This window comes from Pseudomonas sp. St316, from assembly GCF_018325905.1.
Taxonomy (GTDB): Bacteria; Pseudomonadota; Gammaproteobacteria; order Pseudomonadales; family Pseudomonadaceae; genus Aquipseudomonas.
Genome location: NZ_AP021901.1, coordinates 1,778,795 through 1,803,785, shown reverse-complemented (window position 1 = coordinate 1,803,785; position 24,991 = coordinate 1,778,795). Strand labels below are relative to the sequence as shown.

Below are 24,991 nucleotides of genomic sequence, written 5' to 3'. Positions count from 1 at the left end.
GACTTTCACTACAACGCAATAGTCTATGAGTAGGCTGTCGACTCGAGGCATGAACGCTTCGGTTGGCCGGGAAGATTTGCCCCACCCTGCCGCATGGGACTATTGAGGAGCTCGCATGACCAAACAAAACGCCTTTACCCGGGAAGATCTGCTGCGCTGCAGTCGCGGTGAGCTGTTCGGCCCAGGTAACGCGCAACTGCCCGCCCCGAACATGCTGATGGTGGATCGCATCACCCATATCAGCGAAGAGGGTGGCAAGTACGGCAAAGGTGAATTGGTCGCCGAGCTGGATATCACTCCGGACCTGTGGTTCTTCGCCTGCCACTTCGAAGGTGATCCGGTCATGCCGGGCTGCCTGGGCCTGGACGCCATGTGGCAACTGGTCGGCTTCTTCCTCGGCTGGCAAGGCCTGCCGGGTCGCGGTCGCGCCCTGGGTTCGGGCGAAGTGAAGTTCTTTGGTCAGGTCCTGCCGACCGCCAAGAAAATTACCTATAACATTCATATCAAACGCGTCCTCAAGGGCAAGCTGAACATGGCCATTGCCGATGGTTCGGTTGCCGTGGATGGTCGCGAGATCTACACCGCCGAAGGCCTCCGGGTCGGCGTTTTCACCTCCACTGACAACTTCTAAGGGTTATCCGCATGCGCCGCGTCGTTATCACTGGTCTGGGCATCGTTTCGTGCCTGGGCAATGACAAAGAGACCGTCTCCGCTAACCTGCGTGCAAGTCGCCCTGGCATCCGGTTCAACCCGGAATATGCCGAAATGGGTCTGCGTAGCCAGGTTTCCGGCTCCATTGACCTTCCCCTCGAAGAGTTGATCGATCGCAAGATCTACCGTTTCGTCGGCCATGCGGCGGCTTACGCCTACCTGGCCATGAAGGACGCCATCGCTGACTCCGGGCTGACCGACGAGCAGGTTTCCAACGTACGTACCGGCCTGATCGCCGGTTCCGGCGGCGCGTCGACACTGAACCAGATGGAAGCGCTGGACATTCTGCGCGAGAAAGGCGTCAAGCGCGTTGGCCCGTACCGCGTCACGCGGACCATGGGCAGTACCGTTTCGGCCTGCCTGGCCACGCCGTTCAAGATCAAAGGCGTGAACTACTCCATCTCCTCTGCCTGCGCCACAAGCGCACACTGCATCGGCACGGCGGTCGAGCAGATCCAGATGGGCAAGCAGGACATCGTGTTCGCCGGCGGCGGTGAAGAAGAACATTGGAGCCAATCGTTCCTGTTCGACGCCATGGGCGCCCTGTCCAGCAAGCGCAACGACACACCGGAAAAAGCTTCCCGCGCCTACGATGCCGACCGTGATGGTTTCGTCATCGCTGGCGGCGGCGGCATGGTGGTGGTCGAGGAGCTGGAACACGCCCTGGCCCGTGGCGCCAAGATCTACGCGGAAATCGTCGGCTACGGCGCCACTTCCGATGGCTACGACATGGTCGCACCGAGCGGTGAAGGCGCCGTGCGTTGCATGCAGATGGCCATGTCCACCGTCGATACACCGATCGACTACCTGAACACCCACGGCACCTCGACTCCGGTTGGCGACGTCGCGGAAATGAAAGGTGTGCGCGAAGTGTTCGGCGACAAGGCCCCGGCCATCAGCTCCACCAAGAGCCTGTCGGGTCACTCCCTGGGCGCCGCCGGCGTTCACGAAGCGATCTACTGCATGCTGATGATGGAAGGCAACTTCATGGCCGGTTCCGCCAACATCGACGAGCTGGATCCGGAAGTGGCCGACCTGCCAATCCTGACCAAGACTCGCGAGAACGCCACCATCAATACCGTGATGAGCAACAGCTTCGGCTTCGGCGGCACCAACGCCACCCTGGTACTGAAGCGCTGGCAGGGTAAGTAAGCCCCGCCGCAACGCCACACACAAAAACGCCCCGACTGGTTCGGGGCGTTTTTTTGCCTGTTCTATACACCACAAAGTCCCTGAGGAATTGCCCTGGTGGGAGCGAGCTTGCTCGCGATAGCGGTAGGCCAGTCAACTTATCTGCTGCATGACACACCGCAATCGCGAGCAAGCTCGCTCCCACATGGGGTCTGTGTTGGAACTCAGCGCACGACGAACCGCTGCTGCGTCAGCAACCGATCCCCCTGGAACACCATGAACCGCCACTCCCCCGGCACCACTTCGTGGCTTTCGGTGAATTCGTAGGCCATGACATCCTGGGGCGCGCCGGGTACCAGTTTCTGGATGACTTCGAATTTATCGTGGCGCACGCCATCGGGGGTGCGGATGCCAGGTGTGAAGTACAACAGGGTCAACGGCTGGTCATCCGCCACCTTGCCGGCCAACTGGTAGCGCATGCCGAACTTGGTGCCCAGCTTCGCCGGCACGCTTTCGGTCTGGCGGATCTGCTCGTTGCTGCGCCGCAGGACCCGCTCTCCCGATTGCAGCTCGGCTTGCGGCCCTTCGAAAACACCGTACTCCACCGGGCCTTCGACACGAACTTCGGCCTGGGCCAGGCCGCAGGTCAACAACAGCGCGACCAGTGCGCTTGAACGGGTGAGGTGCATAGTGCGCTCCTTGATTGAGATGAGCGCGAGGGTATGACGCCGGGGTGACAGGCTGATGACACAACGGTGTTTGTCTGTGGGAGCAAAGCTTGCTCGCGATGCAGGCACCTCAGTCTCCAAGACCGCGTGATCTTCATCGCGGGCAAGCCTTGCTCCCACACAACACCGCCAGGAAATTATCCCGCGCAACCTTGCGCGCCACCTCCTCCGGCAAGGCATCCAGGAAAGGATCGAAGCCGTGCAATTCCTTACCGAGCTTGTTGAATCGCCCAACCACATCCGACCCGACCATAAAGCGCTCGGGGAAGCGCTCCACCAGTTTTACCCACGCCTGGCGAGGCTTACCCGCCTCGTCCAGCAGATAGGGCGTGAGCACACTCCAGGACAGGTCTATGTACAAATTGGGGTAGGACTCGAGCATGCGGGTCACGGTCGGCAAGAGAAAATCCAGCTGGGTCTGGTGGCGATGGATTTCCTTGCTGGTGCCAGCGTGGGCCCAGATGAAGCGCGTGTGCGGGTGATTGCGCAACGGCCCCTCGATTTCCGCCAGGTACAGCGGATTTTTCTCTCGCTTGGAAGTGATGTTGGAATGCAGCATCACCGGCAGGTCGTTCTCGGCCGCCAGGTGATAGATCCGCGTCATGGCTTCGTTGTTGGCCCGCGGCGTGTCGCCCGCGGTCAATGCCGTGAGGTCGTCATGACGGGTGAACACTTCGCCGATGCCTTCCCACAGCCCCGGGTACAGGTCGAGCATGCGCTGGATATGGGCGTCGGAATTCTTGTCGTTCGGGTTGAAGCCCGACAGGAACGGATGGAAGTGCTGGCGTTGCTCGACAGTCAGCTTGCTCAACGCCGCGGCCACGATCACATCGGTGGCGCTGTACCAGTAGGCGTCCGCATCGTCGCCGGCGTAATAGCGTGGACGCTTGGGCTCGTCTTCGTGCCATTTCTTGGCCACCGGAACGCCAGAAATCATCACATGCTCAATGCGATTGTCGGCCATCGCCTGGAGCAGCTTGGGCATGCCGGCGGTTTCCTGAAAGAAATCGACGTAATGCAGGTGCGCGTCGCTGTAGGCATATTCGCGGGCCATGGCACCGCTGCTCGATACGACCCACAGCAAGGCGAAGATCAAACGGGACAAAGGCACGGGAATCTCCAGAAGCCATGAGCAACATAGACCCTCACCGTCCCGCTCGGGTTCAAGGTGCATGTGCCGCGTGTGCCGGCGGCGGGTTATGCTTCGCGCAACCGTTGTTCAACCTGGAAGACAACATGAGCACTCCCCTGACCGTTCGCCCCCGCGCCGAAGACGTCGAAGGCCAGCCGATCCTGCGCCCGCTGCCGTCCGCCAAATGTCGCAGCATCGGGCCTTTCGTGTTTTTCGATCACATGCTGCAGACCACCTACCCGGCCGGCAAAGGCATGAACATCCGCCAGCATCCGCATATCGGCCTGTCCACCCTCACCTACCTGTTCGAAGGCAAACTCCAGCACAAGGACAGCCTGGGCTCCGACCAGGTGGTGGATGCCGGGGATGTCAGCTGGATGACCGCCGGCAGTGCCATCGCCCACGTCGAACGCACCCCCGAGTCTTTGCTGGGCAGCCCTTTCGTCATGCACGGGTTGCAAGTCTGGCTGGCCTCGCCCAAGGCCCACGAACAGGGCCCGGGGCACTACAGTCATCATCCGGCACACAGCCTGCCCGTCAGCGAGAACCTGGGGGTCAGCATCCGGATGATCGCCGGCTCAGGCTTTTGCCTGGAATCGCCGGTGCCGGTGCTGTCGCCGACGCTGTATGCCGAATTGAACCTGCAAACCGCGACGACCTTGCTGATTCCCACCGAACACGAGGAACGAGCACTGTATGTGTTGAGCGGTGAAGCGCTGCTGGACGGCGAGCCGTTGGAAGCCCATTCGCTGGTGATCCTGCCGGTCGGAGAAGAGATGGCCTTGTTTGCGGACAGCGACTGCCATGCCGTGCTGTTTGGCGGCGCGCCCCTGGATGGGCCGCGACGGATGAACTGGAACTTTGTCTCCAGCGACCCAGCCCGGATCGATGAAGCCCGCCGGCGCTGGGCGGCTGGAGACTGGCCGACTGTGCCGGGGGAAAGCGAGCGGATCGAGTTGCCCTGAGTTCAGTGGTGCCTGATAGGCCGCCATCGCGAGCAAGCTCGCTCCCACACTGGAGCGAGGTGCTCGCGGCATTGTGAACGACAAAGATCCACTGTGAGAGCGAGCTTGCTCACGATGGCTTCGTATCAGACCACAGAGGCCCAAGCCCCCGACCTCAGCCCTTGAACACTTCATCCAACAGATTGTGCATCGACCGGAACGCCCGCCCGGCGACCTTGGGGTTGTACATCATCTTGCCTGGCACATTGGCCTGCGGATCGGTGAACGAATGCACCGCACCGCCGTAGCTCAGCAGTTGCCAATCCACCCCGGCGGCGTTCATTTCATCTTCGAAGGCCGGTAGCTGCTCTTTCGGCACCAGCGGGTCCGAGGCGCCATGCATCACCAGCACCGCACCCTTGATGTTGTGCGCGTCCGCCGGGGTCGGTGTATCCAAGGAGCCATGGAACGAGATCGCGGCCTTGAGCGGCGCACCGCTGCGGGCCAGTTCCAGGGCGCAACAGCCACCGAAGCAGAAGCCGAACACTGCCAACCTGGACGTGTCGACCTGCGCCTCGCCCTGGCTTTGCAACTGCTCGAGCGCCGCTTGCATGCGCTTGCGCAGCAGAGCCCGATCGTTCTTGAGGGGCATCATCGCCGCCCCGGCCTCGTCGGTATTGCTCGGGCGGACCGTCTGCCCGTACAGGTCGGCGACCAACACGACATAACCGTTGGCCGCCACCGACCTGGCGATGTCCTCGGCCCCCGCCCCTACGCCCATCCAATTCGGCGCCATCAGCAACCCCGGGCGCGAGCCCTGTTGGCTGACGTCGAAGGCCAGGCGGCCTTCATAGGTTTGACCTTCGATCTGATAGACCAGCGAACGAACCGTAACCTGACTCATGACGGACTCCTCTTGTTGGACGCTTGAATGCAACTGTGGGAGCGACCCCGATCGCGATGACGGTCAGACCGCCATCGCGAGCAAGCTCGCTCCCACACTTGTTTTTCCGACGTCGGATTAAGCGGACAGTTCAACCAACAGCTTGTTCAGGCGACGCACATACGCCGCCGGGTCCTTCAGGCTGTCGCCAGCCGCCAGGGCCGCTTGGTCGAACAGGATGTGCGACAGATCGCCGAAACGCTCTTCGCTCTGCTCGTTGTCGAGTTTTTCCACCAGCGGGTGGGCCGGGTTGAATTCGAAGATCGGCTTGGAGTCCGGGACTTTCTGGCCGCTGGCTTCGAGGATCTGGCGCATTTGCAGGCCCAGGTCCTGCTCACCGATGGCCAAAATCGCCGGGGAGTCGGTCAAGCGGTGCGAGACACGCACTTCGCTGACAGCATCGCCCAAAGCCGTCTTGATCCGCTCGACCAGGCCTTCCTTGCTCTTGGCGACTTCTTCAGCGGCTTTCTTGTCTTCTTCCGAATCCAGGTTGCCGAGGTCCAGGTCACCACGGGCCACGTCGACAAAGCTCTTGCCGTCGAATTCGCTGAGGTAGCTCATCAGCCACTCGTCGATGCGGTCGGTCAGCAGCAGCACTTCGATGCCTTTCTTGCGGAAAACTTCCAGGTGCGGGCTGTTCTTGACCTGTGCATAAGTTTCACCGGTCAGGTAGTAGATCTTGTCCTGGCCTTCCTTGGCGCGGGCCAGGTAATCGGCCAGGCCGACGATCTGATCGCCATCGTCACCCTGGGTCGAGGCAAAACGCAGCAGGCCGGCGATTTTTTCTTTGTTGGCGAAGTCCTCGGCCGGGCCCTCTTTCATGACCTGACCGAAGTTTTTCCAGAAGCTCTTGTACTGCTCGGGCTCGTTCTTCGCCAGTTTTTCCAGCATGTCCAATACACGCTTGGTCAGTGCCGACTTCATGGAATCGATGATCGGGTCTTTCTGCAGAATTTCCCGCGAAACGTTCAGCGACAAATCGTTGGAATCCACCACGCCCTTGATGAAGCGCAGGTACAGCGGCAGGAACGATTCGGCCTGGTCCATCACGAACACGCGCTGCACGTACAGCTTCAGGCCGCGTGGGGCTTCGCGCTGGTACAGGTCGAAAGGCGCACGGGCCGGCACGTACAACAGCGAGCTGTATTCCAGCTTGCCTTCGACCTTGTTATGGCTCCAGCTCAGCGGGTTCTCGTAATCGTGGGCGATGTGCTTGTAGAACTCCTGGTATTCCTCGTCCTTCACCTCGGTGCGTGGACGGGTCCACAGGGCACTGGCGCGGTTGACGGTTTCCCATTCCACTTCAGGCTTCTCTTCGCCTTCGGCAGCGGTGACTTCCTTCGGCAGCTCGATCGGCAGCGCGATATGGTCGGAGTACTTCTTGATGATGTTGCGCAGGCGCCAGCCATCGGCGAACTCGTCTTCGCCGGACTTGAGGTGAAGCACAATGCGGGTGCCGCGATCAGCCTTGTCGACGGTGGCGACTTCAAACTCGCCCTCGCCCTTGGACGACCAGTGCACGCCTTCGCTCGCAGCGAGGCCGGCACGGCGGCTGAACACTTCGACCTGGTCGGCAACGATGAACGCGGAATAGAAACCGACGCCGAACTGACCGATCAGGTGGGAATCTTTCTTCTGATCGCCAGACAGGTTTTTCATGAAGTCGGCGGTGCCGGACTTGGCGATGGTGCCCAGGTGCGTGATCACCTCTTCGCGGCTCATGCCGATACCGTTGTCTTCGAGGGTGACGGTTTTCGCGTCCTTGTCGAAGCTCACACGGATTTTCAGCTCAGCGCCGCCTTCCAGCAGTTCAGGCTTGGACAGGGCTTCGAAACGTAATTTGTCGACAGCGTCAGAGGCGTTCGAAATCAACTCGCGAAGGAAAATTTCCTTATTGGAATACAGCGAGTGAATCATCAGGTGCAGCAGTTGCTTCACCTCGGTCTGGAAGCCCAGGGTTTCCTTTTGAGTTTCCACGCTCATGGTCATCAAACTCCAAGTGGATGGTGGTGTCCGCCTCGCTGAGATTGGCGGCGGGATGTCCACAAGGTGGGGGCAATGGAGATGATTTCAAGGGCTCGCGGGTTTTGACGGCTCCTGGATCTTGAAATGCGCCCGGGCAGTGGCGATGGGTTCGGCCTCGGCGCCTTGCCAGGCGGTGATCGCGACGTTGGCGACCCGCCGGCCCTGGCGCCAGACCTGGCATTTGGCGTAGGTGTCGCGAAACTGCCCGGTGCGCAGGTAATCCAGGGAGAAATCGATGATTTTCGGTATGCCTGGCGTGCCGGTGGCGATCAACAGATGCACTGCAGCGGCCAGTTCCATGAAACCGGCGATGACTCCGCCATGGATGGCCGGCAGTAAAGGGTTACCAATGTTGTCTTTGTTGGCCGGCAGGCGAAATAACAGGTCGTCGCCCTGGCGCGTGCATTCGACGCCGATGAGTTGGGCATAGGGAATCGAGGCGAGCAGCAACGCGTAGTCGCCCTGCTCGCAGGCGCGGCGCAGGTGTTCCTGAGTGATATCGGTCATGGCTGGCCCACGGTGGTCATCGGGACGCCCTTCCCCATTCCCCTGGCATGCTGGCCCAGGCGCATGAAGGTGCCCACCACATGGGCGATGGGTTGCTCGGGGTCGTCCTGGTAGGCAAAACCCCGGGTGAAGATCACGTCCGGGGTGACTCGGTAGCATTGCGCGAAGCCGTAGACGTCCTTGTGGGGCTCGGCGGCGTGCATGTAGTCGATGCGCAGGTCGAGGGTGGGGCAGACTTCGAATTGCGGCAGCACACATAAGGTCGACATGCCGCACGCGGTGTCCATCAATGAGGTCAATGCCCCGCCGTGGATGATGCCCGTCAGGGGATTGCCGACGATTTGCGGGCTGAACGGCAGGATGACCGTCAGCCCGTCACAACTGGCACTGTGCAGCTTCAAGCCCAGCACCTGGCAATGCCTGAGTGCGGATAAAAAGCGTGTCGCACGCTCAAAAACGGGGTCTACGGCCATTCGATCAACGCTCCAATGAGTGACGAGACCTGACAACAGGCGCACTTCACAAAGTTCCATTGCAATGCAAAGTTATATATCTGTTACGCAACAGGAACTTAATCCGAGGGGCGGCGTTCAAAAGGCCAGTAGTTACTTCCATAAGGAGAAACACCCCATGCGTAAGACTTTAGCTATTGCCTTGATGTTGGCCGCTTCCCTCGGCCTCGCTGCCTGCGATAAAAAATCCGAGGACAAAGCTCAAGATGCCCAACAACACGCTGAGCAAGCTCAGAAAGACATGAACAAAGCACAGGATAAAGTGAACGACGCGGCAAAAGAAAACGCCGAAGCCGCCAAAGCTCAGTCTGAATCGAACAGCGCCGCGCAACAGGAACAAGCCCCTGCTACCGCGCCTAAAACCAACTGATACGGTTTTAGCAGTAAAAGAAAACCCGCCTGGTGCGGGTTTTCTTTTGCCTGCGATCTGGCGGCAACGCCTGTCAGGCCGCCTCCTTGCCGACCTCGGACACTGGCGCTTCGGTGGGGGTATACACCATCACGTCCAACACATCGGAGTGAAACTCGCGCTGATACAGCACGAACACCACGCCCGCACTCATCAACATGAATAACCAGGGGCTGACGAACCACGCCAACATGGTCATGCCAAAGTAATAGGCACGCAGGCCGAAGTTGAACTGGTTGGCAGCCATGGAGATCACTCGCGCGGCCCTTAGAGCAAAGGCCTTGCGCTCCTGCTCCGATACATGGCGCTCACCGATCATCGGCGCCGAGCCAACCAGGACGGCCGCGAAGTTGTATTGGCGCATGCACCAACTGAACGTGAAGAACGCATACACGAACACCAATGCCAGGCACAGCAACTTGACCTCCGCCATGCCCTGGGACGCCTGCTGCACCATGGGTATGTCCGCCAGCAACGACACCGCCCGATCAGAGGCCCCGAGTACGGTCAGGATACCGGCCAGGATGATCAGTGTACTGGAGGCGAAGAATGATGCGTTGCGCTCCAGGTTGCCGATCACACTGGCATCGGCGATACGGTTCTCACGCAACAGCATGCGGCGCATCCAGTCTTCGCGGTACAGGTGCATCACACTGGCCAGGCAGGCCGTGTCGCGTGCCTTCCAGGTGGCATAACGGGTGTAGCCCGCCCAGCAGATGATGAACCAGGCGGCGGCAAGCAGGTGGATCAGGTTGGCTTGGATGAATGACATTCGATTTCCTGTATGTCTAAAAACATGACGTCTAAAGCCAGACTTGCCTTGAAATCCAGACCTGTGGGAGCGAGCTTGCTCGCGATTTCGGTCCAACACTCAACAGATGCGTTGGCTGGTCTACCGTCATCGCGAGCAAGCTCGCTCCCACAAGGTTGCGTGCAGGCCTTCAAGACATTGGTTCGACGTTAGCCCACGGAAAAAGACACGGCACTGAAAAAAAATGCCCCGTATCGATTGATACGGGGCATTTCGTCGTAGCCGGAAGAACCGCGCTTAAGCCAACGCTTCGCTGCGCTTGCCCAGCAGGCGATCGCACACCACCGCGACCGCCAGGGTCATCACCGAAGGCACCAGCCAGGCCAGGCCTTGCTCACTCAGCGGCAGGTGGGCCAGTTGCGTCGGCATCCAGTCCGCCAGGCCGGCACCCTTGAGCGCATCGATCAGGCCAAACAGGAACGACACCAGCATCACCGGACCAACGATGCGCCGCTGCTCGTGCCAGAAGTCCTTGCAGAAGCTCAGGGCCACCAGGGCGATGCACGGCGGATAGATCGCGGTGAGGACAGGAATCGAGAACGCAATCAGCTTGGTCAGGCCCAGGTTGGACACCAGCAGCGAAAAGGTAGCCAGGATCACGACCAAGGTCTTGTAGGACAGCGGCAGCACTCGGCTGAAGTACTCGGCACAGGCGCAGGTCAGGCCGACCGCGGTCACCAGGCACGCCAGGGAAATGAGGACGGCGAGGAAACCGCTGCCCAGGCTGCCGAACGTGTGTTGCACGTAGGCATGCAGCACAGCAGCGCCGTTGGTTGCGCCCACGGCCACTTCATGACTGCCCGAACCCAGGCGGAACAGGCTGACGTAGACCAGCGCCAAGCCCACCCCGGCGATCAGCCCGGCGATGATCGCATAGCGGGTGATCAAGACCGGCGACTCGACGCCCCGGGAACGGATCGCGTTGACGATGACGATGCCGAACACCAAGGCGCCCAAGGTATCCATGGTCAGGTAGCCATTGATGAACCCTTGGGAGAACGGCGCGGCCACGTACTCGGGGGTCGCCACGCCGATATCGCCGGCAGGCAAGGCAAACGCGGCGATGCCGAGCACGGCCAGGGCGATGATCTTCAATGGCGCGAGGAAGCGTCCGACGGTGTCCAGCAGGCGGCCCGGATAGAGCGAGATGAAAAACACCACCAGGAAATACGCTGCGCTATAGAGGAACAGCGCCAGCGGGCTTTCACCGGTCAACGGCGCCAGGCCGACTTCGAACGAAACGGTAGCGGTACGCGGCGTGGCGAACAACGGCCCAACGGCCAAGTAGCACACAGCCGCCAGTACACCACCGGCGAGCTTGCCGATGGGACTGCTCAAGGCGTCCATCGCACCGCCCACCTTGGCCAGTGCAACGACCGTGATGACCGGCAGCCCGACCGCCGTGATCAAAAAGCCCAGCGCCGCCATCCAGACATGAGGCCCGGACTGCAAACCGACGATAGGCGGGAAGATGATGTTGCCGGCCCCGACGAACAGGGCAAATGTCATGAAACCAAGCGCCAGGATGTCCTGGCCTTTCAACACTTTCATTAAGGAAACCACACTACTGAATCGGAATTTAGAGAGGGATTTCCCCGAGGATAGAGGGAAATGCTGCCGATCCGTATGGGACCGACCCGTTTAGCGCGGCGCTTCCTTGTGGGCAGCGGTCGCAAAATGGCTGCTAGCCTAACGAATTTAGCGAGAAAACGCACTGTTAAGGGGCAAACTATCCGATGCGCGACGTCCCAGCGTCGCGTTTACGTACCTATTTTTCCTACGCAGCCCCTGCGGTAAGGGCATTTATCTGTGGGAGCAAGGCTTGCCCGCGATGCAGGCGACTCAGTTCTATCTGTCAGTTCACGCTGACGCCATCGCGGGCAAGCCTTGCTCCCACAGGGCCCGCCCCACCAAAGCCTTGCTCCCACAGGGCCAGAAACGACAAAGGCCACCCGAAGGTGGCCTTTGTTGCTGGAACAAAAAAGTCAGCCGAAGCTTACTTCTTCATTTCCCAGCCAGTCAGCTCGGCCAGGGCCTTGCCGATGTCTGCCAGCGAACGCACGGTTTTCACGCCTGCGTCTTGCAGTGCAGCGAATTTCTCGTCTGCAGTGCCTTTGCCGCCAGAGATGATTGCGCCCGCATGGCCCATGCGCTTGCCCGGAGGAGCAGTCACACCAGCGATGTAGGAAACAACCGGCTTGGTCACGTTGGCCTTGATGTAGGCAGCCGCTTCTTCTTCAGCCGAACCGCCGATCTCACCGATCATGACGATCGCTTCGGTCTTCGGGTCTTCCTGGAACAGTTTCAGGATGTCGATGAAGTTCGAGCCTGGGATCGGGTCACCGCCGATGCCGACGCAAGTCGACTGACCGAAACCGGCGTCAGTGGTCTGCTTCACAGCTTCGTAGGTCAGGGTGCCGGAACGGGAAACGATACCGACCTTGCCTGGCAAGTGAATGTGACCTGGCATGATGCCGATCTTGCATTCGCCTGGAGTGATCACGCCTGGGCAGTTAGGGCCGATCAGGGTGATACCCAGCTCGTCGCACTTGACCTTGGCTTCCAGCATGTCGATGGTCGGGATGCCTTCGGTGATGCAGACGATCAGCTTGATGCCGCCGAACGCTGCTTCAAGGATGGAATCCTTGCAGAAAGGAGCTGGAACGTAGATCACGCTGGCGGTGGCGCCAGTGGCAGCTACAGCGTCTTTCACAGTGTTGAAGACAGGCAGGCCCAGGTGCTCGGTGCCGCCTTTGCCAGGCGTTACGCCGCCAACCATCTTGGTGCCGTATTCGATGGCTTGCTGGGTGTGGAAACTACCTTGCGAACCGGTAATACCCTGGCAGATAACCTTGGTGTCTTTATTGATCAGGACGCTCATTATTTGCCCTCCGCAGCTTTAACGACTTGTTGAGCAGCGTCGGTCAGGCTGGTAGCAGCGATGATGTTCAAACCGCTTTCTGCCAGTACTTTAGCGCCCAGCTCAGCGTTGTTGCCTTCGAGGCGAACAACAACCGGGATTTTCACGCCGACTTCTTTCACGGCGCCGATGATGCCTTCGGCAATCATGTCGCAACGAACGATGCCGCCGAAGATGTTGACCAGTACTGCAGCGACGTTAGTGTCGGACAGGATGATCTTGAACGCTTCGGTTACGCGTTCCTTGGTAGCACCGCCGCCCACGTCGAGGAAGTTGGCTGGCTTGCCGCCATGCAGGTTGACGATGTCCATGGTACCCATGGCCAGGCCAGCACCGTTGACCATGCAGCCGATGTTGCCTTCCAGGGCTACGTAGTTCAGTTCGAACTTGGCAGCGTGCGCTTCGCGCGGATCGTCTTGCGACGGATCGTGGAAAGTCTTCAGCTTAGGCTGACGGTACATGGCGTTGGCGTCGATGTTGATCTTGGCATCGAGGCAGTGCAGGTCGCCGTCGGCCTTGATCACCAGCGGGTTCACTTCCAGCAGCGCCAGGTCGTGATCCTTGAACAGTTTGGCCAGACCTACGAAGATCTTGGCGAACTGAGCAACTTGCTTGCCTTCCAGGCCCAGCTGGAAGGCCAGCTCGCGACCCTGGAATGGCTGTGCGCCAACCAGTGGATCGATGGTGGCCTTGAGGATTTTCTCAGGGGTATCGTGAGCGATTTTCTCGATGTCCACGCCACCTTCGGTGGATGCCATGAACACGATGCGGCGGCTCGAACGGTCAACGACAGCGCCCAGGTACAGCTCTTTAGCGATATCAGTGCACGACTCAACCAGGATCTTGGTGACTGGCTGACCGTTGGCGTCAGTCTGGTAAGTCACCAGACGCTTGCCCAGCCATTGCTGTGCGAAGGCTTTGGCGTCTTCTTTGCTGCGAACCAGCTTGACGCCGCCCGCTTTACCGCGACCACCGGCGTGAACCTGGGCTTTGACAACCCATTCGCTGCCGCCGATTTTGTCGCAAGCTTCTGCTGCCGCTTCCGGGGTGTCTACCGCGTAACCGGTGGATACTGGCAGGCCGTACTCAGCGAACAGCTGCTTACCCTGATACTCGTGAAGATTCATGCTTATTACCGTCTTCGTTAGGTACTGCGCATTCGGTGCTGCACCGTTTTGGTGCCGCACCACCTGTGACTGCTGCTTGCGTAGCCTTCCGGTCAACCGGTTCGGCTACGCAAGGCTGCGTCCAGCGGATATTCCGCGGTGAGTCTTGCTCGCAAGGCTCACGACGGGCCATACCGCCGTGGTTTCTTATTGTCTATTAACGCTTCTTGCGGTTGGCCACGTGGATGGCGCCGCCATTTACGGCCAGGGCCGCTTCGTGCAAGGCTTCGGACAGGGTCGGATGGGAGAAGACCATCATGCCCAGATCTTCAGCGCTGGTGCCGAATTCCATGCCGATCGCGCCTTGCTGTACCAGCTCGGCAGCGCTTGGGCCAATGACGTGAACGCCCAATACGCGATCCGTCTTGGCATCGGCGATGACTTTCACGAAACCACCGGTATCGTTGGCTGCCATGGCACGGCCGGAGGCTGCGAACGGGAAGGTGCCGACGTTAACTTCAACGCCTTCGGCTTTCAAGGCCTGCTCGGTTTTACCGACCCATGCGATTTCCGGGTGGGTGTAGATAACCGATGGGATCAGGTCGTAGTTCATCTGGGCTTTGTGGCCCTTGATGCGCTCGACAACCATGATGCCTTCTTCGGAGGCCTTGTGTGCCAGCATCATGCCGCGAACCACGTCACCGATGGCGAAGACGCCCGGGACGGTAGTGGCGCAGTAATCGTCAACTTTGATGAAGCCGCGCTCATCCAGGGACACTTCGCAATCGGCAGCCAGCAGGTCAGTGGTCACTGGGCGACGGCCGACCGCTACGATCAGCTTGTCGAAGGTGATGGTCTGTTCGCCGTTGGCGTCGATGTAGGTGACCACAACTTCTTCGCCATTGACCTTGGAACCGGTCACGCGAGCGCCCAACTTGATGTCCAGGCCTTGCTTGGTCAGGGTTTTCAGCGCTTCCTTGGAAACCGCGGTGTCAGCGGCCATCAGGAAGGTGTCGAGGGCTTCGAGCACGGTCACTTGCGCACCCAGGCGCGACCATACCGAACCCAGCTCGAGGCCGATCACGCCAGCGCCGATCACGCCCAGGCGTTTTGGCACGGCCTGGAATTCCAGGGCACCGGTGGAATCGACGATCACGTTCTGGTCAACTGGCGCCGGCGGGATGTCGATCGGACGCGAGCCTGGTGCCAGGATGACGTTCTCGGCTTCGATCACTTCAACCGAACCGTCTGGCTTGGTGACTTCGACTTTCTTGCCGGCCAGCAGCTTGCCGTGGCCCTGGATCGAAGTCACGCCGTTGGCCTTGAACAGGGTGGCAACACCGCTGGTCAGGTTCTTGACGATGCCAGCCTTACGGCCAACCATCGCGGCGACGTCCATCTTCACTTCACCGGTGGAAATACCGTGAACGTTGAAGCTTTCTTTCGCTTCCTTGTATTTCCAAGAGCTGTCCAGCAGCGCCTTGGATGGAATGCAACCGACGTTCAGGCAGGTACCGCCCAGGGCCAGCTTGCCCTCGCCATCGGTGTATTTCTCGATGCAGGCAGTGGTAAGGCCCAGTTGCGCAGCCTTGATGGCCGCTACGTAGCCGCCAGGGCCCGCACCAATCACTACCACGTCGAATTTCTGAGTCATGAGTCATTCCTTTTCGAATCAAACCGGACGATCACTTGTGGTGACCGTCGAGGGACGAAACCGGTTGTTTCAGCAAGAGGCCGGTCATGACAGACCGGCCCTCGCGGCGAAAATCAGATATCCAGCAGCAGACGAGCCGGATCTTCAAGCAGGTTCTTGATGGTTACCAGGAACGTCACGGCTTCTTTACCGTCGATCAGGCGGTGATCGTAGGACAGTGCCAGGTACATCATCGGACGAATCACGACTTGACCGTTGATTGCCATCGGACGCTGGATGATGTTGTGCATCCCCAGGATCGCCGCTTGCGGTGGGTTGACGATCGGGGTCGACATCATCGAACCGAATGTACCACCGTTGGTGATGGTGAACGTACCGCCGGTCATCTCGTCGATGGACAGCTTGCCGTCACGGGCCTTCTTGCCGAAGGTGGCAATGCCGCCTTCGATTTCAGCCAGGCTCATCAGCTCGGCGTTACGCAGTACCGGAACCACCAGGCCACGGTCGCTGGACACGGCGACACCGATGTCGGCGTAGCCGTGGTAGACGATGTCGGAACCGTCGATCGACGCGTTGACGGCCGGGAAGCGTTTCAGCGCTTCGGTGGCAGCCTTGACGAAGAACGACATGAAGCCCAGGCGTACGCCGTTATGGGACTTCTCGAACAGGTCCTTGTACTTCGAACGCAGGGCCATGACTTCGGTCATGTCGACTTCGTTGAAGGTAGTCAGCATCGCCATGTTCGACTGGGCTTCAACCAGACGCTTGGCCACGGTGGCGCGCACGCGAGTCATCGGTACACGCTTCTCGGTGCGATCGCCGGCAGCGAACACAGGCGCGGCGGCGGCCGGAGCGGCAGCCTTGGCCGGAGCAGCAGCCGCTGGAGCGGCCTTCTTCGCGGCAACGGCAGCCACCACGTCTTCCTTGGTCACGCGACCGCCCTTGCCGGTGCCGGCAACGGAAGCGATGTTGATACCGTTCTCTTCGGCAATCTTGCGAGCAGCAGGCGCAGCGACTGGATCGTCTTCGCCATCGGCAGCTGGAGCAGCAGCTTGGGCGGCTGGAGCAGCAGCGGCGGCTGGAGTGGCGGCAGCGCCGCCCTCTTCGATCGAGCCCAGGACCTGGTTCGACAGAACGGTCGCGCCCTCCTCGGCAATGATTGCGCCCAGCACGCCGTCAGCTTCGGCCAATACTTCCAGCACGACCTTGTCGGTCTCGATGTCGACGATCAGGTCGTCACGCTTGACGGCCTCGCCTGGTTTCTTGTGCCAGGTGGCAACGGTGCCATCGGCAACCGATTCCGGGAATGACGGGGCTTTGATTTCGATAGCCATTATCTGTGGGTCCTTAAAATTCGGTTTCAGTCAGCGCGAAGGCGTTAAACAGTGAAGGCATCTTGCAGCAGTTTTTCCTGCTGCTCGGCGTGCATCGACGCATAACCACACGCAGGTGCAGCGGAAGCATCACGGCCGGCATATTCCAGGCCCAGGGCCTTGTTATGGTTGCCGATGCTGCGACGCAGGTGATGCTGGCTGCTGTACCACGCGCCTTGGTTCATCGGTTCTTCCTGACACCACACCACATTGGTGAGGTTGGTGTAAGGCGCGATGGCCTCCATCAGGTCTTCTTCCGGGAACGGGTAAAGCTGCTCGATACGCACGATGGCGATGTCTTCGCGGCCTTCGGCACGACGTTTTTCCAGCAGGTCGTAGTAGACCTTGCCGCTGCACAGGACCAGGCGAGTGACCTTCGCCGCGTCCAGGGTGTCGATTTCCGAAATAACGGTCTGGAACGAGCCTTCGGCCAGGTCCTCGAGCGTGGAAATCGCCAGTTTGTGGCGCAGCAGCGACTTCGGTGTCAGCACGATCAGCGGCTTGCGCAGCGGACGGATGACTTGACGACGCAGCAGGTGGTAGATCTGTGCCGGCGTCGTCGGTACGCAGACCTGGACGTTGTGTTCGGCACACAGTTGCAGGTAACGCTCCAGACGTGCCGAAGAGTGCTCCGGCCCCTGCCCTTCATAACCGTGTGGCAACAGCATGGTCAGACCGCAGAGACGGCCCCACTTGTGCTCGCCGCTGGTGATGAACTGGTCGACAACCACCTGGGCACCGTTGGCGAAGTCGCCGAACTGGGCTTCCCAGATCACCAGCGCATTCGGCTCGGTGGTGGAGTAGCCATATTCGAACGCCAGGACGGCTTCTTCGGACAGCAGCGAATCGTACAGGTCGAAACGTGGCTGGCCTTTGTACAGGTGTTGCAGCGGGATGTAGGTGCTGGCGTCTTTCTGGTTGTGCAGCGCCGCGTGGCGGTGCGAGAAAGTGCCGCGGCCTACGTCCTGGCCGGTGATGCGAATCGGGTGACCTTCGAACGCCAGGGTCGCGTACGCCATGGTTTCGGCGTAACCCCAGTTGATCGGCAGGCCGCCGGCTTGCATCTTCTGACGGTCTTCGTAGATCTTCGCAACCTGGCGCTGGACCACGAAGCCTTCCGGGATTTCCAGCAGCTTGGCGGACAGTTCCTGCAAGGTCTTGAGGTCGAAGCGGGTGTCGTGGCGCGCGGTCCAGGCGTGGCCCAGGTATGGACGCCAGTCCACGAACAGCTCTTTGTTCGGCTCCTTGACCAGGCTTTTCACCACGTGCAGGCCGTTGTCCAGGGCATTGCGATATTCATCGACTTTTTCCTGGACGCGCGCTGCATCCAGTACACCGCCCTGGGTCAGGCGCTCGGCATACAGCTCACGGGTGGTGCGCTGCTTGGCGATCTGCTGGTACATCAGCGGCTGGGTGCCACTTGGCTCGTCGGCCTCGTTGTGGCCGCGACGACGGTAGCAGACCAGGTCGATCACCACATCGCGCTTGTACTGCATGCGGTAATCAATGGCCAACTGGGTCACGAACAGCACGGCTTCCGGGTCATCGCCATTCACATGGAGAATCGGCGCCTGGATCATTTTCGCGACGTCGGTGGCGTACTCGGTGGAACGCGAGTCCAGCGGGTTGCTGATGGTGAAACCGACCTGGTTGTTGATCACGATGTGCACGGTGCCGCCGGTCTTGAAACCGCGAGTCTGCGACATCTGGAAGGTTTCCATGACCACGCCTTGACCGGCGAATGCCGCGTCACCGTGGATGGAAATCGGCAGTACCTTCTCGCCGGTCGGATCGTTGCGGCGATCCTGGCGGGCGCGAACCGAACCCTCGACCACCGGGGAAACGATTTCCAGGTGGGACGGGTTGAAGGCCATCGCCAGGTGGACTTCGCCACCGGTGGTCATCACGTTGGACGAGAAGCCCTGGTGGTATTTCACGTCACCGGAGCCCAGCTCGACCTTCTTCTTGCCTTCGAACTCGTCGAACAGCTCGCGCGGGTTCTTGCCGAAGGTGTTGACCAGTACGTTAAGGCGGCCACGGTGGGCCATGCCGATGACGACTTCCTTGGTGCCGTAGGAACCGGAACGCTGGATCAACTCGTCGAGCATCGGAATCAGGCTTTCGCCACCTTCCAGGCCGAAACGCTTGGTACCCGGGTACTTGGTGCCCAGGTATTTCTCCAGGCCTTCACCGGCCGTGACGCGCTCGAGCAAGTGGCTCTTGATGTCGGTGGAGTACGTCGGACGGCCACGCACGCTTTCCAGACGCTGCTGGAACCACTGGCGCTGCTCGGAATCGGTGATGTGCGTGAATTCAGCGCCGATGGTGCGGCAATATGTCTGCTGCAACGCTTCGTGAATTTCGCGTAGGCTCGCTTCCTCTTTGCCGATGAACAGGTCGCCGGCACGGAAGGTCGTATCTAGATCGGCATTGGTCAAGCCGTAGTGATTGATCGACAGGTCTGCAGGTGCAGGACGCTGCCACAGCCCCAGCGGGTCAAGCTGGGCTGCCTGGTGGCCACGCATCCGGTAGGCCTGGATCAGTCGCAGCACTTCAACTTGCTTCTTCTCGTGTTCACTGCTCACGCTGCCGGCAGATACCGGTTGAGCGCGGCGCTGGTTCTTTGCCAGCAACACGAAATGATCGCGAATCGTCGAGTGCGAAACATCAGTGGCAGAGTTACCGTCAGCCGGCAACTTCTGAAAGTAGGTGCGCCATTCTTCTGGCACAGCGTTAGGGTCGTGCAGGTAGAGCTCGTAAAGCTCTTCCACATAGGCAGCGTTACCACCGGAAAGGTGGGCACTGTTCCACATGCGCTGCATCACGCTTTCTTGCATGCTTGGTCACCCTCGATTAGGGGAACACCACCGGCGAAAACACCGAGCAAACTTGCAGAAGTCCGAGTGCAGCGACTAAAACAAGCCACTTAGGATCACGCTGATAGTCCGGGTACCAGCCCGGATGCCCCTGCTTGTCTCATTTCTTCAAAATAAGAACTGCCGCTTTGTGAGCGGCTGTTCTGGTTATAGCCATGACGCGGGTTGAAGCCCGCGCCTTGGCCTTTACGGGTACAACGGTCCTACGGGTACAGCAGCTGAATCACACGCCGCTTTGCAGCAGCATGTTACGAATGTGACCGATGGCCTTCGTCGGGTTCAGGCCTTTTGGACAAACGTTGACGCAGTTCATGATCCCGCGGCAGCGGAATACGCTGAACGGGTCATCGAGCGAAGCCAGACGCTCGGACGTCTTGGTGTCACGGCTGTCTGCCAGGAAGCGGTACGCTTGCAGCAGGGCGGCCGGGCCCAGGAACTTGTCCGGGTTCCACCAGAAGGATGGGCACGAGGTCGAGCAGCAAGCGCACAGGATGCACTCGTACAGACCGTCGAGCTTCTCACGCTCTTCAGGAGTCTGCAGACGCTCGATGGCCGGAGCCGGCGTGTCGTTCTGCAGGAATGGCTTCACCTTCTCGTATTGCTTGTAGAAGATGCTCATATCGACGACCAGGTCACGGATAACCGGCAAACCTGGCAGCGGACGAACGATCAGCTTGTTGCCCTTGACCACGGCAGACAGCGGCGTGATGCAGGCCAGGCCGTTCTTGCCGTTGATGTTCATGCCGTCGGAGCCGCAAACGCCCTCACGGCAAGAGCGACGATAGGAGAAGCCCTCGTCCTGCTCTTTGATCAGGGCCAGCACGTCCAGCACCATCAGGTCTTTACCACCGGTATCGACCTGGAAGTCCTGCATGAACGGCGCAGCGTCCTGATCAGGGTTGTAGCGATAAACACTGACTTGCAACATAGCGGTCACCCTTAATAAGTCCGGACTTTTGGTTCGAAAGTCGGAACAGTCTTCGGCGAAAAGTTCACGGCACGCTTGGCGACGCGTTTTTCACCCGGGAAGTACAAGGTGTGGCACAGCCAGTTTTCATCGTCACGGTCTTCGAAGTCTTCGCGGGCGTGGGCGCCACGGGACTCTTTACGCACTTCTGCGGCGATGGCGGTGGCTTCGGCCACTTCCAGCAGGTTCTGCAATTCCAGCGCTTCGATACGGGCAGTGTTGAACGCCTGCGACTTATCGTTGATCTTCACGTTGGCAATTCGTTCACGCAATTGCGCCAACTGGGCAATACCCTTCTGCATGTATTCGCCGGTACGGAATACACCGAAGTAGTTCTGCATGCAGTTTTGCAACTCGCGACGCAGGGTCGCCACGTCTTCGCCTTCGGTACGCTCGTTCAGAGCGGACAGACGCGCCAGGGCGGCTTCGATGTTGGCGTCGGTGGCATCGTCATATTCGATACCGTCGGACAGCGCTTTTTCCAAGTGCAGGCCGGCAGCGCGACCGAAGACCACCAGGTCGAGCAACGAGTTGCCGCCCAGACGGTTGGCACCGTGGACCGATACGCAAGCCACTTCACCCACTGCGAACAGGCCAGGGATGATTTCGTCCACGCCTTCGCCGTTCTGGGTGATTGCCTGGCCATGAATGTTGGTGGGAACACCACCCATCATATAGTGGCAGGTTGGAACCACAGGAACCGGCGCAACGACTGGATCGACGTGAGCGAAGGTCTTGGACAGTTCGCAGATGCCTGGCAGGCGGCTGTGCAGCACTTCCTCGCCCAGGTGGTCGAGCTTGAGCATCACGTGGTCGCCATTCGGACCGCAACCGTTGCCAGCGATGATTTCTTTAACCATCGAACGGGCAACCACGTCACGACCGGCAAGGTCCTTGGCGTTCGGAGCATAACGCTCCATGAAACGCTCGCCGTGCTTGTTGATCAGGTAACCACCTTCACCACGGCAACCTTCGGTCACCAGCACACCGGCGCCGGCGATGCCGGTTGGGTGGAACTGCCACATTTCGATGTCTTGCACCGGAACGCCAGCACGCAGGGCCATGCCGACGCCGTCACCGGTGTTGATCAGGGCATTGGTGGTGGATGCGTAGATACGGCCTGCACCGCCGGTCGCCAGCACGGTGGCCTTGGCGCGGATGTAGGTGGTTTCGCCGGTTTCGATGCAGATCGCGATCACGCCGACGAAGGCGCCTTCCTGGTTCTTCACCAGGTCAACGGCGTAGTACTCGTTCAGGAACGTGGTACCGGCTTTCAGGTTGCCCTGGTACAGGGTGTGCAGCAGTGCGTGACCGGTACGGTCGGACGCCGCGCAAGTACGCGCAGCCTGGCCGCCCTTGCCATAGTCCTTGGACTGGCCACCGAACGGACGCTGGTAGATACGACCTTGCTCGGTACGCGAGAATGGCATACCCATGTGGTCCAGCTCGAACACCGCGGCCGGGCCTTCCTGACACATGTATTCGATAGCGTCCTGGTCACCGATGTAGTCGGAACCCTTGACGGTATCGTACATGTGCCAGCGCCAGTCATCGTTCGGGTCGGCCGAAGCGATGGCGCAGGTGATGCCGCCCTGGGCGGAAACAGTGTGCGAACGCGTCGGGAAAACCTTGGTGATCACGGCAGTCTTGTGACCGCCTTGCGCCAGTTGCAGCGCTGCGCGCATGCCGGCACCGCCACCACCAATGATGATGGCGTCGAAAGAAATCGTTGGAATGTTAGCCATGGATCAGATACCCCAGAGAATCTGCACACCCCAGACGAAGTAAGCGAACATCGCAACGCCGCATACTGCCTGGAAAAGGAAACGTACGGCAGTCGCCGACTTGCCGAACGCCATTGGCGTCAAGTAGTCGGTCGCGATGGTCCACATGCCGACCCAGGCGTGAGCGCCCAGTGCGACAAGTGCCAGCAGACTGAAGATACGCATCCAGTTGTTTGCGAACAGTTCATGCCATTGGGCGTAGCCCAGGCCTGGGTTTGCCACGACATATCCGATCAGGAAGATGAAGTAAGCCGCGAGAACGACCGCAGACACACGCTGGGCCATCCAGTCATAGAGGCCCGAACGCGAAAGGTTCGTGACGTTGGTTACCATATCCAGACTCCTGCCAGAACGATCAGCACCGCAGACACGGCGATAATGATTTTCGAGCCCAGCTTGCCGCCTTCCAGCGTCTCACCGATGCCCATGTCCATGATCAAATGGCGCACACCGGCAACCAAGTGATACAGCAAGGCGGACAGGATGCCCCAAATCACTAGCTTGGCTAGCGGACTGGTCAGACACGCTTTCACCTGACCGAAGCCTTCTTCCGAATCGAGCGACTTGTCCAATGCATAAAGCATGATGGCCAGGCTGACGAAGAGGATGACACCGGAAATACGGTGAAGAATGGACGTGTAAGCAGTGACTGGGAGTTTGATGGTCCTTAGGTCTAGGTTTACAGGTCGTTGGCTTTTCACGGCTTTTTTTTCACACTGAAGAGCCCCTAACAATCAGGGCAAAGTTGTTGGGGCGCGCACTGGTCAGGTACTCACCACCCAGGGAGTGACGACCCCCAAGAAAGCAGGCCCAAAAGCCCCTGGCGGTCGGTGGCCGAGTATAGACAGTTAGGCTACTAATGACAACGCGTTCACCTTCCCCTAATAGCGCATTGCACATATGACGCAAAAGGCGTAAACGGCAGGCAATTTCGCGGAAAAAGTCCGGTTAAAGCCTTCTGGAGCAAGACTTTAGGCAAATTGACTTTCGGATTTATCTCACTATAGTGGTGCGGGCCCTGCGTGGGGGGTCTGTCTGATGATTCCAAGCATTAATAGGAGGCCACATGGCTGACAAAAAAGCGCAGTTGATCATCGAGGGCGCAGCCCCCGTCGAGCTGCCCATTTTAACCGGCACCGTTGGTCCCGATGTAATCGACGTACGGGGCCTGACGGCCACGGGCCGTTTCACCTTTGACCCAGGTTTCATGTCGACCGCCTCGTGCGAGTCGAAAATCACCTACATCGATGGCGACAACGGCATCCTGCTGCACCGCGGCTACCCGATCGAGCAACTGGCTGAAAAATCGGACTACCTGGAAACCTGCTACCTGCTGCTCAACGGCGAGCTGCCAACCGCAGAGCAAAAGGCCCAGTTCGTCAGCACCGTGAAGAACCACACCATGGTTCACGAGCAGTTGAAGACCTTCTTCAACGGCTTCCGTCGCGATGCCCACCCGATGGCCGTCATGTGCGGCGTTGTCGGCGCCCTCTCGGCCTTCTACCACGACTCCCTGGACATCAATAACCCCCAGCACCGCGAAATCTCCGCGATCCGCCTGGTGGCGAAGATGCCAACCCTGGCAGCCATGGTCTACAAGTACTCCATGGGCCAGCCCATGATGTACCCACGCAATGACCTGACCTATGCAGAAAACTTCCTGCACATGATGTTCAACACCCCGTGCGAGATCAAACCGATCAGCCCGGTGCTCGCCAAGGCCATGGACCGGATCTTCATCCTCCATGCCGACCACGAGCAGAACGCGTCCACGTCCACCGTGCGCCTGGCAGGCTCCTCGGGTGCCAACCCGTTCGCCTGTATCGCCGCCGGTATCGCCGCACTCTGGGGCCCTGCCCACGGCGGTGCGAACGAAGCGGTACTGACCATGCTCGATGAAATCGGCGATGTCTCGAACATCGACAAGTTCATCGCCAAGGCCAAGGACAAGAACGATCCGTTCAAGTTGATGGGCTTCGGTCACCGGGTCTACAAGAACCGCGACCCACGCGCCACCGTCATGAAGCAGACCTGCGACGAAGTGCTCAAGGAACTGGGGATCAAGAACGATCCGCAACTCGAACTGGCCATGCGCCTGGAAGAGATCGCCCTGACCGACCCGTACTTCATCGAACGCTCGCTGTACCCGAACGTCGACTTCTACTCGGGGATCATCCTCAAGGCGATCGGCATTCCAACCAGCATGTTCACCGTGATCTTCGCCCTGGCGCGGACCGTCGGCTGGATCTCCCACTGGAAGGAAATGCTCTCCAGCCCGTACAAGATCGGCCGCCCGCGCCAGCTGTACACCGGCTACGAGTCGCGTGACATCACCCAGCTGGAAGACCGCAAGTAAGACCTGCCTTGCAATAAGGTCTTAAGCTGCACAGGAACGGCCCCCGCTTCTTATATAGGAGCGGGGGCCGTTCTGTTTCAGGCCGCCAGAGGCTCAGCGACC

The 24,991-nt window shown here is 59.8% G+C and carries 22 protein-coding genes; 5 read left to right on the top strand and 17 right to left on the bottom strand.

All coding sequences use genetic code 11. The annotated features are described in order from the left end of the window. The first annotated feature begins 115 nt into the window (after positions 1-115). Complete coding sequence (gene fabA / locus KI237_RS08110; RefSeq protein ID WP_003204400.1) at positions 116-631, top strand: 3-hydroxyacyl-[acyl-carrier-protein] dehydratase FabA; 516 nt, start codon at positions 116-118, stop codon at positions 629-631. Between the two features lie 11 nt (positions 632-642). After that, positions 643-1,863: a beta-ketoacyl-ACP synthase I gene (gene fabB, locus KI237_RS08105; protein WP_212799504.1), complete on the top strand. Its 1,221-nt coding sequence runs from the start codon at positions 643-645 to the stop codon at positions 1,861-1,863. A 203-nt stretch (positions 1,864-2,066) separates the two neighbouring features. On the opposite strand, the gene KI237_RS08100 is transcribed toward fabB, so the two are convergent. Together KI237_RS08100 and KI237_RS08095 are read right to left on the bottom strand one after the other, a co-directional pair. Beyond that, positions 2,067-2,531, bottom strand: a complete 465-nt coding sequence (locus KI237_RS08100; RefSeq protein WP_018610122.1) for a DUF3859 domain-containing protein — start codon at positions 2,529-2,531, stop codon at positions 2,067-2,069. A gap of 133 nt (positions 2,532-2,664) precedes the next feature. Continuing rightward, entirely contained in the window at positions 2,665-3,681 is a 1,017-nt protein-coding gene (locus tag KI237_RS08095; protein ID WP_212799503.1) for an amidohydrolase family protein, read from the bottom strand. 125 nt (positions 3,682-3,806) lie between these two features. On the opposite strand from KI237_RS08095, the gene KI237_RS08090 reads away from it, so the two are divergent. Beyond that, positions 3,807-4,667, top strand: coding sequence for a pirin family protein (locus tag KI237_RS08090; protein ID WP_212799502.1), 861 nt, complete (start codon positions 3,807-3,809; stop codon positions 4,665-4,667). 154 nt (positions 4,668-4,821) lie between these two features. On the opposite strand, the gene KI237_RS08085 is transcribed toward KI237_RS08090, so the two are convergent. From KI237_RS08085 to KI237_RS08070, 4 genes are all read right to left on the bottom strand, one after another. Next, positions 4,822-5,550, bottom strand: coding sequence for a dienelactone hydrolase family protein (locus KI237_RS08085; RefSeq protein ID WP_212799501.1), 729 nt, complete (start codon positions 5,548-5,550; stop codon positions 4,822-4,824). A gap of 117 nt (positions 5,551-5,667) precedes the next feature. After that, positions 5,668-7,572 carry a molecular chaperone HtpG gene (gene htpG / locus KI237_RS08080; protein WP_212799500.1) on the bottom strand — a complete coding sequence of 635 codons (1,905 nt, stop codon included), beginning with the start codon at positions 7,570-7,572 and terminating at the stop codon, positions 5,668-5,670. 87 nt (positions 7,573-7,659) lie between these two features. Next, positions 7,660-8,121 (bottom strand): PaaI family thioesterase, encoded by a 462-nt coding sequence (locus KI237_RS08075; protein WP_212799499.1) that lies wholly within the window; start codon positions 8,119-8,121, stop codon positions 7,660-7,662. Next, positions 8,118-8,594: a PaaI family thioesterase gene (locus KI237_RS08070; RefSeq protein ID WP_212799498.1), complete on the bottom strand. Its 477-nt coding sequence runs from the start codon at positions 8,592-8,594 to the stop codon at positions 8,118-8,120. Before KI237_RS08070 ends, KI237_RS08075 begins: the two co-directional genes overlap by 4 nt. Positions 8,595-8,751: 157 nt before the next feature. On the opposite strand from KI237_RS08070, the gene KI237_RS08065 reads away from it, so the two are divergent. Next, positions 8,752-9,003 carry a hypothetical protein gene (locus KI237_RS08065; RefSeq protein WP_212799497.1) on the top strand — a complete coding sequence of 84 codons (252 nt, stop codon included), beginning with the start codon at positions 8,752-8,754 and terminating at the stop codon, positions 9,001-9,003. A 73-nt stretch (positions 9,004-9,076) separates the two neighbouring features. On the opposite strand, the gene KI237_RS08060 is transcribed toward KI237_RS08065, so the two are convergent. The 11 genes from KI237_RS08060 to sdhC form a co-directional block, all read right to left on the bottom strand. Beyond that, a complete protein-coding gene (locus KI237_RS08060) occupies positions 9,077-9,814 on the bottom strand; it encodes a DUF599 domain-containing protein (protein ID WP_212799496.1) in 738 nt (245 codons plus the stop codon). Positions 9,815-10,090: 276 nt separating this feature from the next. Then, positions 10,091-11,404, bottom strand: a complete 1,314-nt coding sequence (brnQ, locus tag KI237_RS08055) for a branched-chain amino acid transport system II carrier protein (protein WP_212799495.1) — start codon at positions 11,402-11,404, stop codon at positions 10,091-10,093. Positions 11,405-11,849: 445 nt separating this feature from the next. Continuing rightward, positions 11,850-12,734 carry a succinate--CoA ligase subunit alpha gene (gene sucD, locus KI237_RS08050; RefSeq protein ID WP_003179236.1) on the bottom strand — a complete coding sequence of 295 codons (885 nt, stop codon included), beginning with the start codon at positions 12,732-12,734 and terminating at the stop codon, positions 11,850-11,852. Then, positions 12,734-13,900: an ADP-forming succinate--CoA ligase subunit beta gene (gene sucC, locus KI237_RS08045; protein ID WP_007919879.1), complete on the bottom strand. Its 1,167-nt coding sequence runs from the start codon at positions 13,898-13,900 to the stop codon at positions 12,734-12,736. The genes sucD and sucC overlap by 1 nt, the downstream gene beginning before the upstream one ends. A 196-nt stretch (positions 13,901-14,096) precedes the next feature. Next, the gene (gene lpdA, locus KI237_RS08040) at positions 14,097-15,533 is read right to left on the bottom strand and encodes a dihydrolipoyl dehydrogenase (RefSeq protein ID WP_212799494.1); all 1,437 of its coding nucleotides are present in this window, start codon (positions 15,531-15,533) and stop codon (positions 14,097-14,099) included. A 113-nt stretch (positions 15,534-15,646) separates the two neighbouring features. Next, positions 15,647-16,867 (bottom strand): 2-oxoglutarate dehydrogenase complex dihydrolipoyllysine-residue succinyltransferase, encoded by a 1,221-nt coding sequence (odhB, locus tag KI237_RS08035; RefSeq protein WP_212799493.1) that lies wholly within the window; start codon positions 16,865-16,867, stop codon positions 15,647-15,649. A gap of 44 nt (positions 16,868-16,911) precedes the next feature. Then, complete coding sequence (locus KI237_RS08030) at positions 16,912-19,743, bottom strand: 2-oxoglutarate dehydrogenase E1 component (protein ID WP_212799492.1); 2,832 nt, start codon at positions 19,741-19,743, stop codon at positions 16,912-16,914. Between the two features lie 262 nt (positions 19,744-20,005). Next, positions 20,006-20,710, bottom strand: coding sequence for a succinate dehydrogenase iron-sulfur subunit (locus tag KI237_RS08025; protein ID WP_003204434.1), 705 nt, complete (start codon positions 20,708-20,710; stop codon positions 20,006-20,008). A gap of 11 nt (positions 20,711-20,721) precedes the next feature. Beyond that, complete coding sequence (gene sdhA, locus KI237_RS08020; protein WP_212799491.1) at positions 20,722-22,494, bottom strand: succinate dehydrogenase flavoprotein subunit; 1,773 nt, start codon at positions 22,492-22,494, stop codon at positions 20,722-20,724. A 3-nt stretch (positions 22,495-22,497) separates the two neighbouring features. Next, positions 22,498-22,866: a succinate dehydrogenase, hydrophobic membrane anchor protein gene (gene sdhD / locus KI237_RS08015; RefSeq protein WP_003204438.1), complete on the bottom strand. Its 369-nt coding sequence runs from the start codon at positions 22,864-22,866 to the stop codon at positions 22,498-22,500. After that, positions 22,860-23,234, bottom strand: a complete 375-nt coding sequence (gene sdhC, locus KI237_RS08010) for a succinate dehydrogenase, cytochrome b556 subunit (protein ID WP_003179220.1) — start codon at positions 23,232-23,234, stop codon at positions 22,860-22,862. Before sdhC ends, sdhD begins: the two co-directional genes overlap by 7 nt. A gap of 365 nt (positions 23,235-23,599) precedes the next feature. Here sdhC and gltA point away from each other — a divergent pair, with 365 nt between their 5' ends. Continuing rightward, positions 23,600-24,889: a citrate synthase gene (gene gltA / locus KI237_RS08005; protein WP_003204440.1), complete on the top strand. Its 1,290-nt coding sequence runs from the start codon at positions 23,600-23,602 to the stop codon at positions 24,887-24,889. Positions 24,890-24,991: the final 102 nt, after the last annotated feature.

Coding starts and splice junctions, on each gene's coding strand:
- KI237_RS08070 (WP_212799498.1), bottom strand. CDS start 8,594: ATGGCCGTAGACCCCGTTTTTGAGCGTGCGACACGCTTTTTATCCGCA.
- KI237_RS08025 (WP_003204434.1), bottom strand. CDS start 20,710: ATGTTGCAAGTCAGTGTTTATCGCTACAACCCTGATCAGGACGCTGCG.
- gltA (WP_003204440.1), top strand. CDS start 23,600: ATGGCTGACAAAAAAGCGCAGTTGATCATCGAGGGCGCAGCCCCCGTC.
- sdhD (WP_003204438.1), bottom strand. CDS start 22,866: ATGGTAACCAACGTCACGAACCTTTCGCGTTCGGGCCTCTATGACTGG.
- KI237_RS08065 (WP_212799497.1), top strand. CDS start 8,752: ATGCGTAAGACTTTAGCTATTGCCTTGATGTTGGCCGCTTCCCTCGGC.
- KI237_RS08100 (WP_018610122.1), bottom strand. CDS start 2,531: ATGCACCTCACCCGTTCAAGCGCACTGGTCGCGCTGTTGTTGACCTGC.
- htpG (WP_212799500.1), bottom strand. CDS start 7,572: ATGAGCGTGGAAACTCAAAAGGAAACCCTGGGCTTCCAGACCGAGGTG.
- KI237_RS08060 (WP_212799496.1), bottom strand. CDS start 9,814: ATGTCATTCATCCAAGCCAACCTGATCCACCTGCTTGCCGCCGCCTGG.
- odhB (WP_212799493.1), bottom strand. CDS start 16,867: ATGGCTATCGAAATCAAAGCCCCGTCATTCCCGGAATCGGTTGCCGAT.
- KI237_RS08030 (WP_212799492.1), bottom strand. CDS start 19,743: ATGCAAGAAAGCGTGATGCAGCGCATGTGGAACAGTGCCCACCTTTCC.
- KI237_RS08090 (WP_212799502.1), top strand. CDS start 3,807: ATGAGCACTCCCCTGACCGTTCGCCCCCGCGCCGAAGACGTCGAAGGC.
- sdhA (WP_212799491.1), bottom strand. CDS start 22,494: ATGGCTAACATTCCAACGATTTCTTTCGACGCCATCATCATTGGTGGT.
- fabA (WP_003204400.1), top strand. CDS start 116: ATGACCAAACAAAACGCCTTTACCCGGGAAGATCTGCTGCGCTGCAGT.
- sucC (WP_007919879.1), bottom strand. CDS start 13,900: ATGAATCTTCACGAGTATCAGGGTAAGCAGCTGTTCGCTGAGTACGGC.
- lpdA (WP_212799494.1), bottom strand. CDS start 15,533: ATGACTCAGAAATTCGACGTGGTAGTGATTGGTGCGGGCCCTGGCGGC.
- KI237_RS08075 (WP_212799499.1), bottom strand. CDS start 8,121: ATGACCGATATCACTCAGGAACACCTGCGCCGCGCCTGCGAGCAGGGC.
- fabB (WP_212799504.1), top strand. CDS start 643: ATGCGCCGCGTCGTTATCACTGGTCTGGGCATCGTTTCGTGCCTGGGC.
- KI237_RS08085 (WP_212799501.1), bottom strand. CDS start 5,550: ATGAGTCAGGTTACGGTTCGTTCGCTGGTCTATCAGATCGAAGGTCAA.
- sucD (WP_003179236.1), bottom strand. CDS start 12,734: ATGAGCGTCCTGATCAATAAAGACACCAAGGTTATCTGCCAGGGTATT.
- brnQ (WP_212799495.1), bottom strand. CDS start 11,404: ATGAAAGTGTTGAAAGGCCAGGACATCCTGGCGCTTGGTTTCATGACA.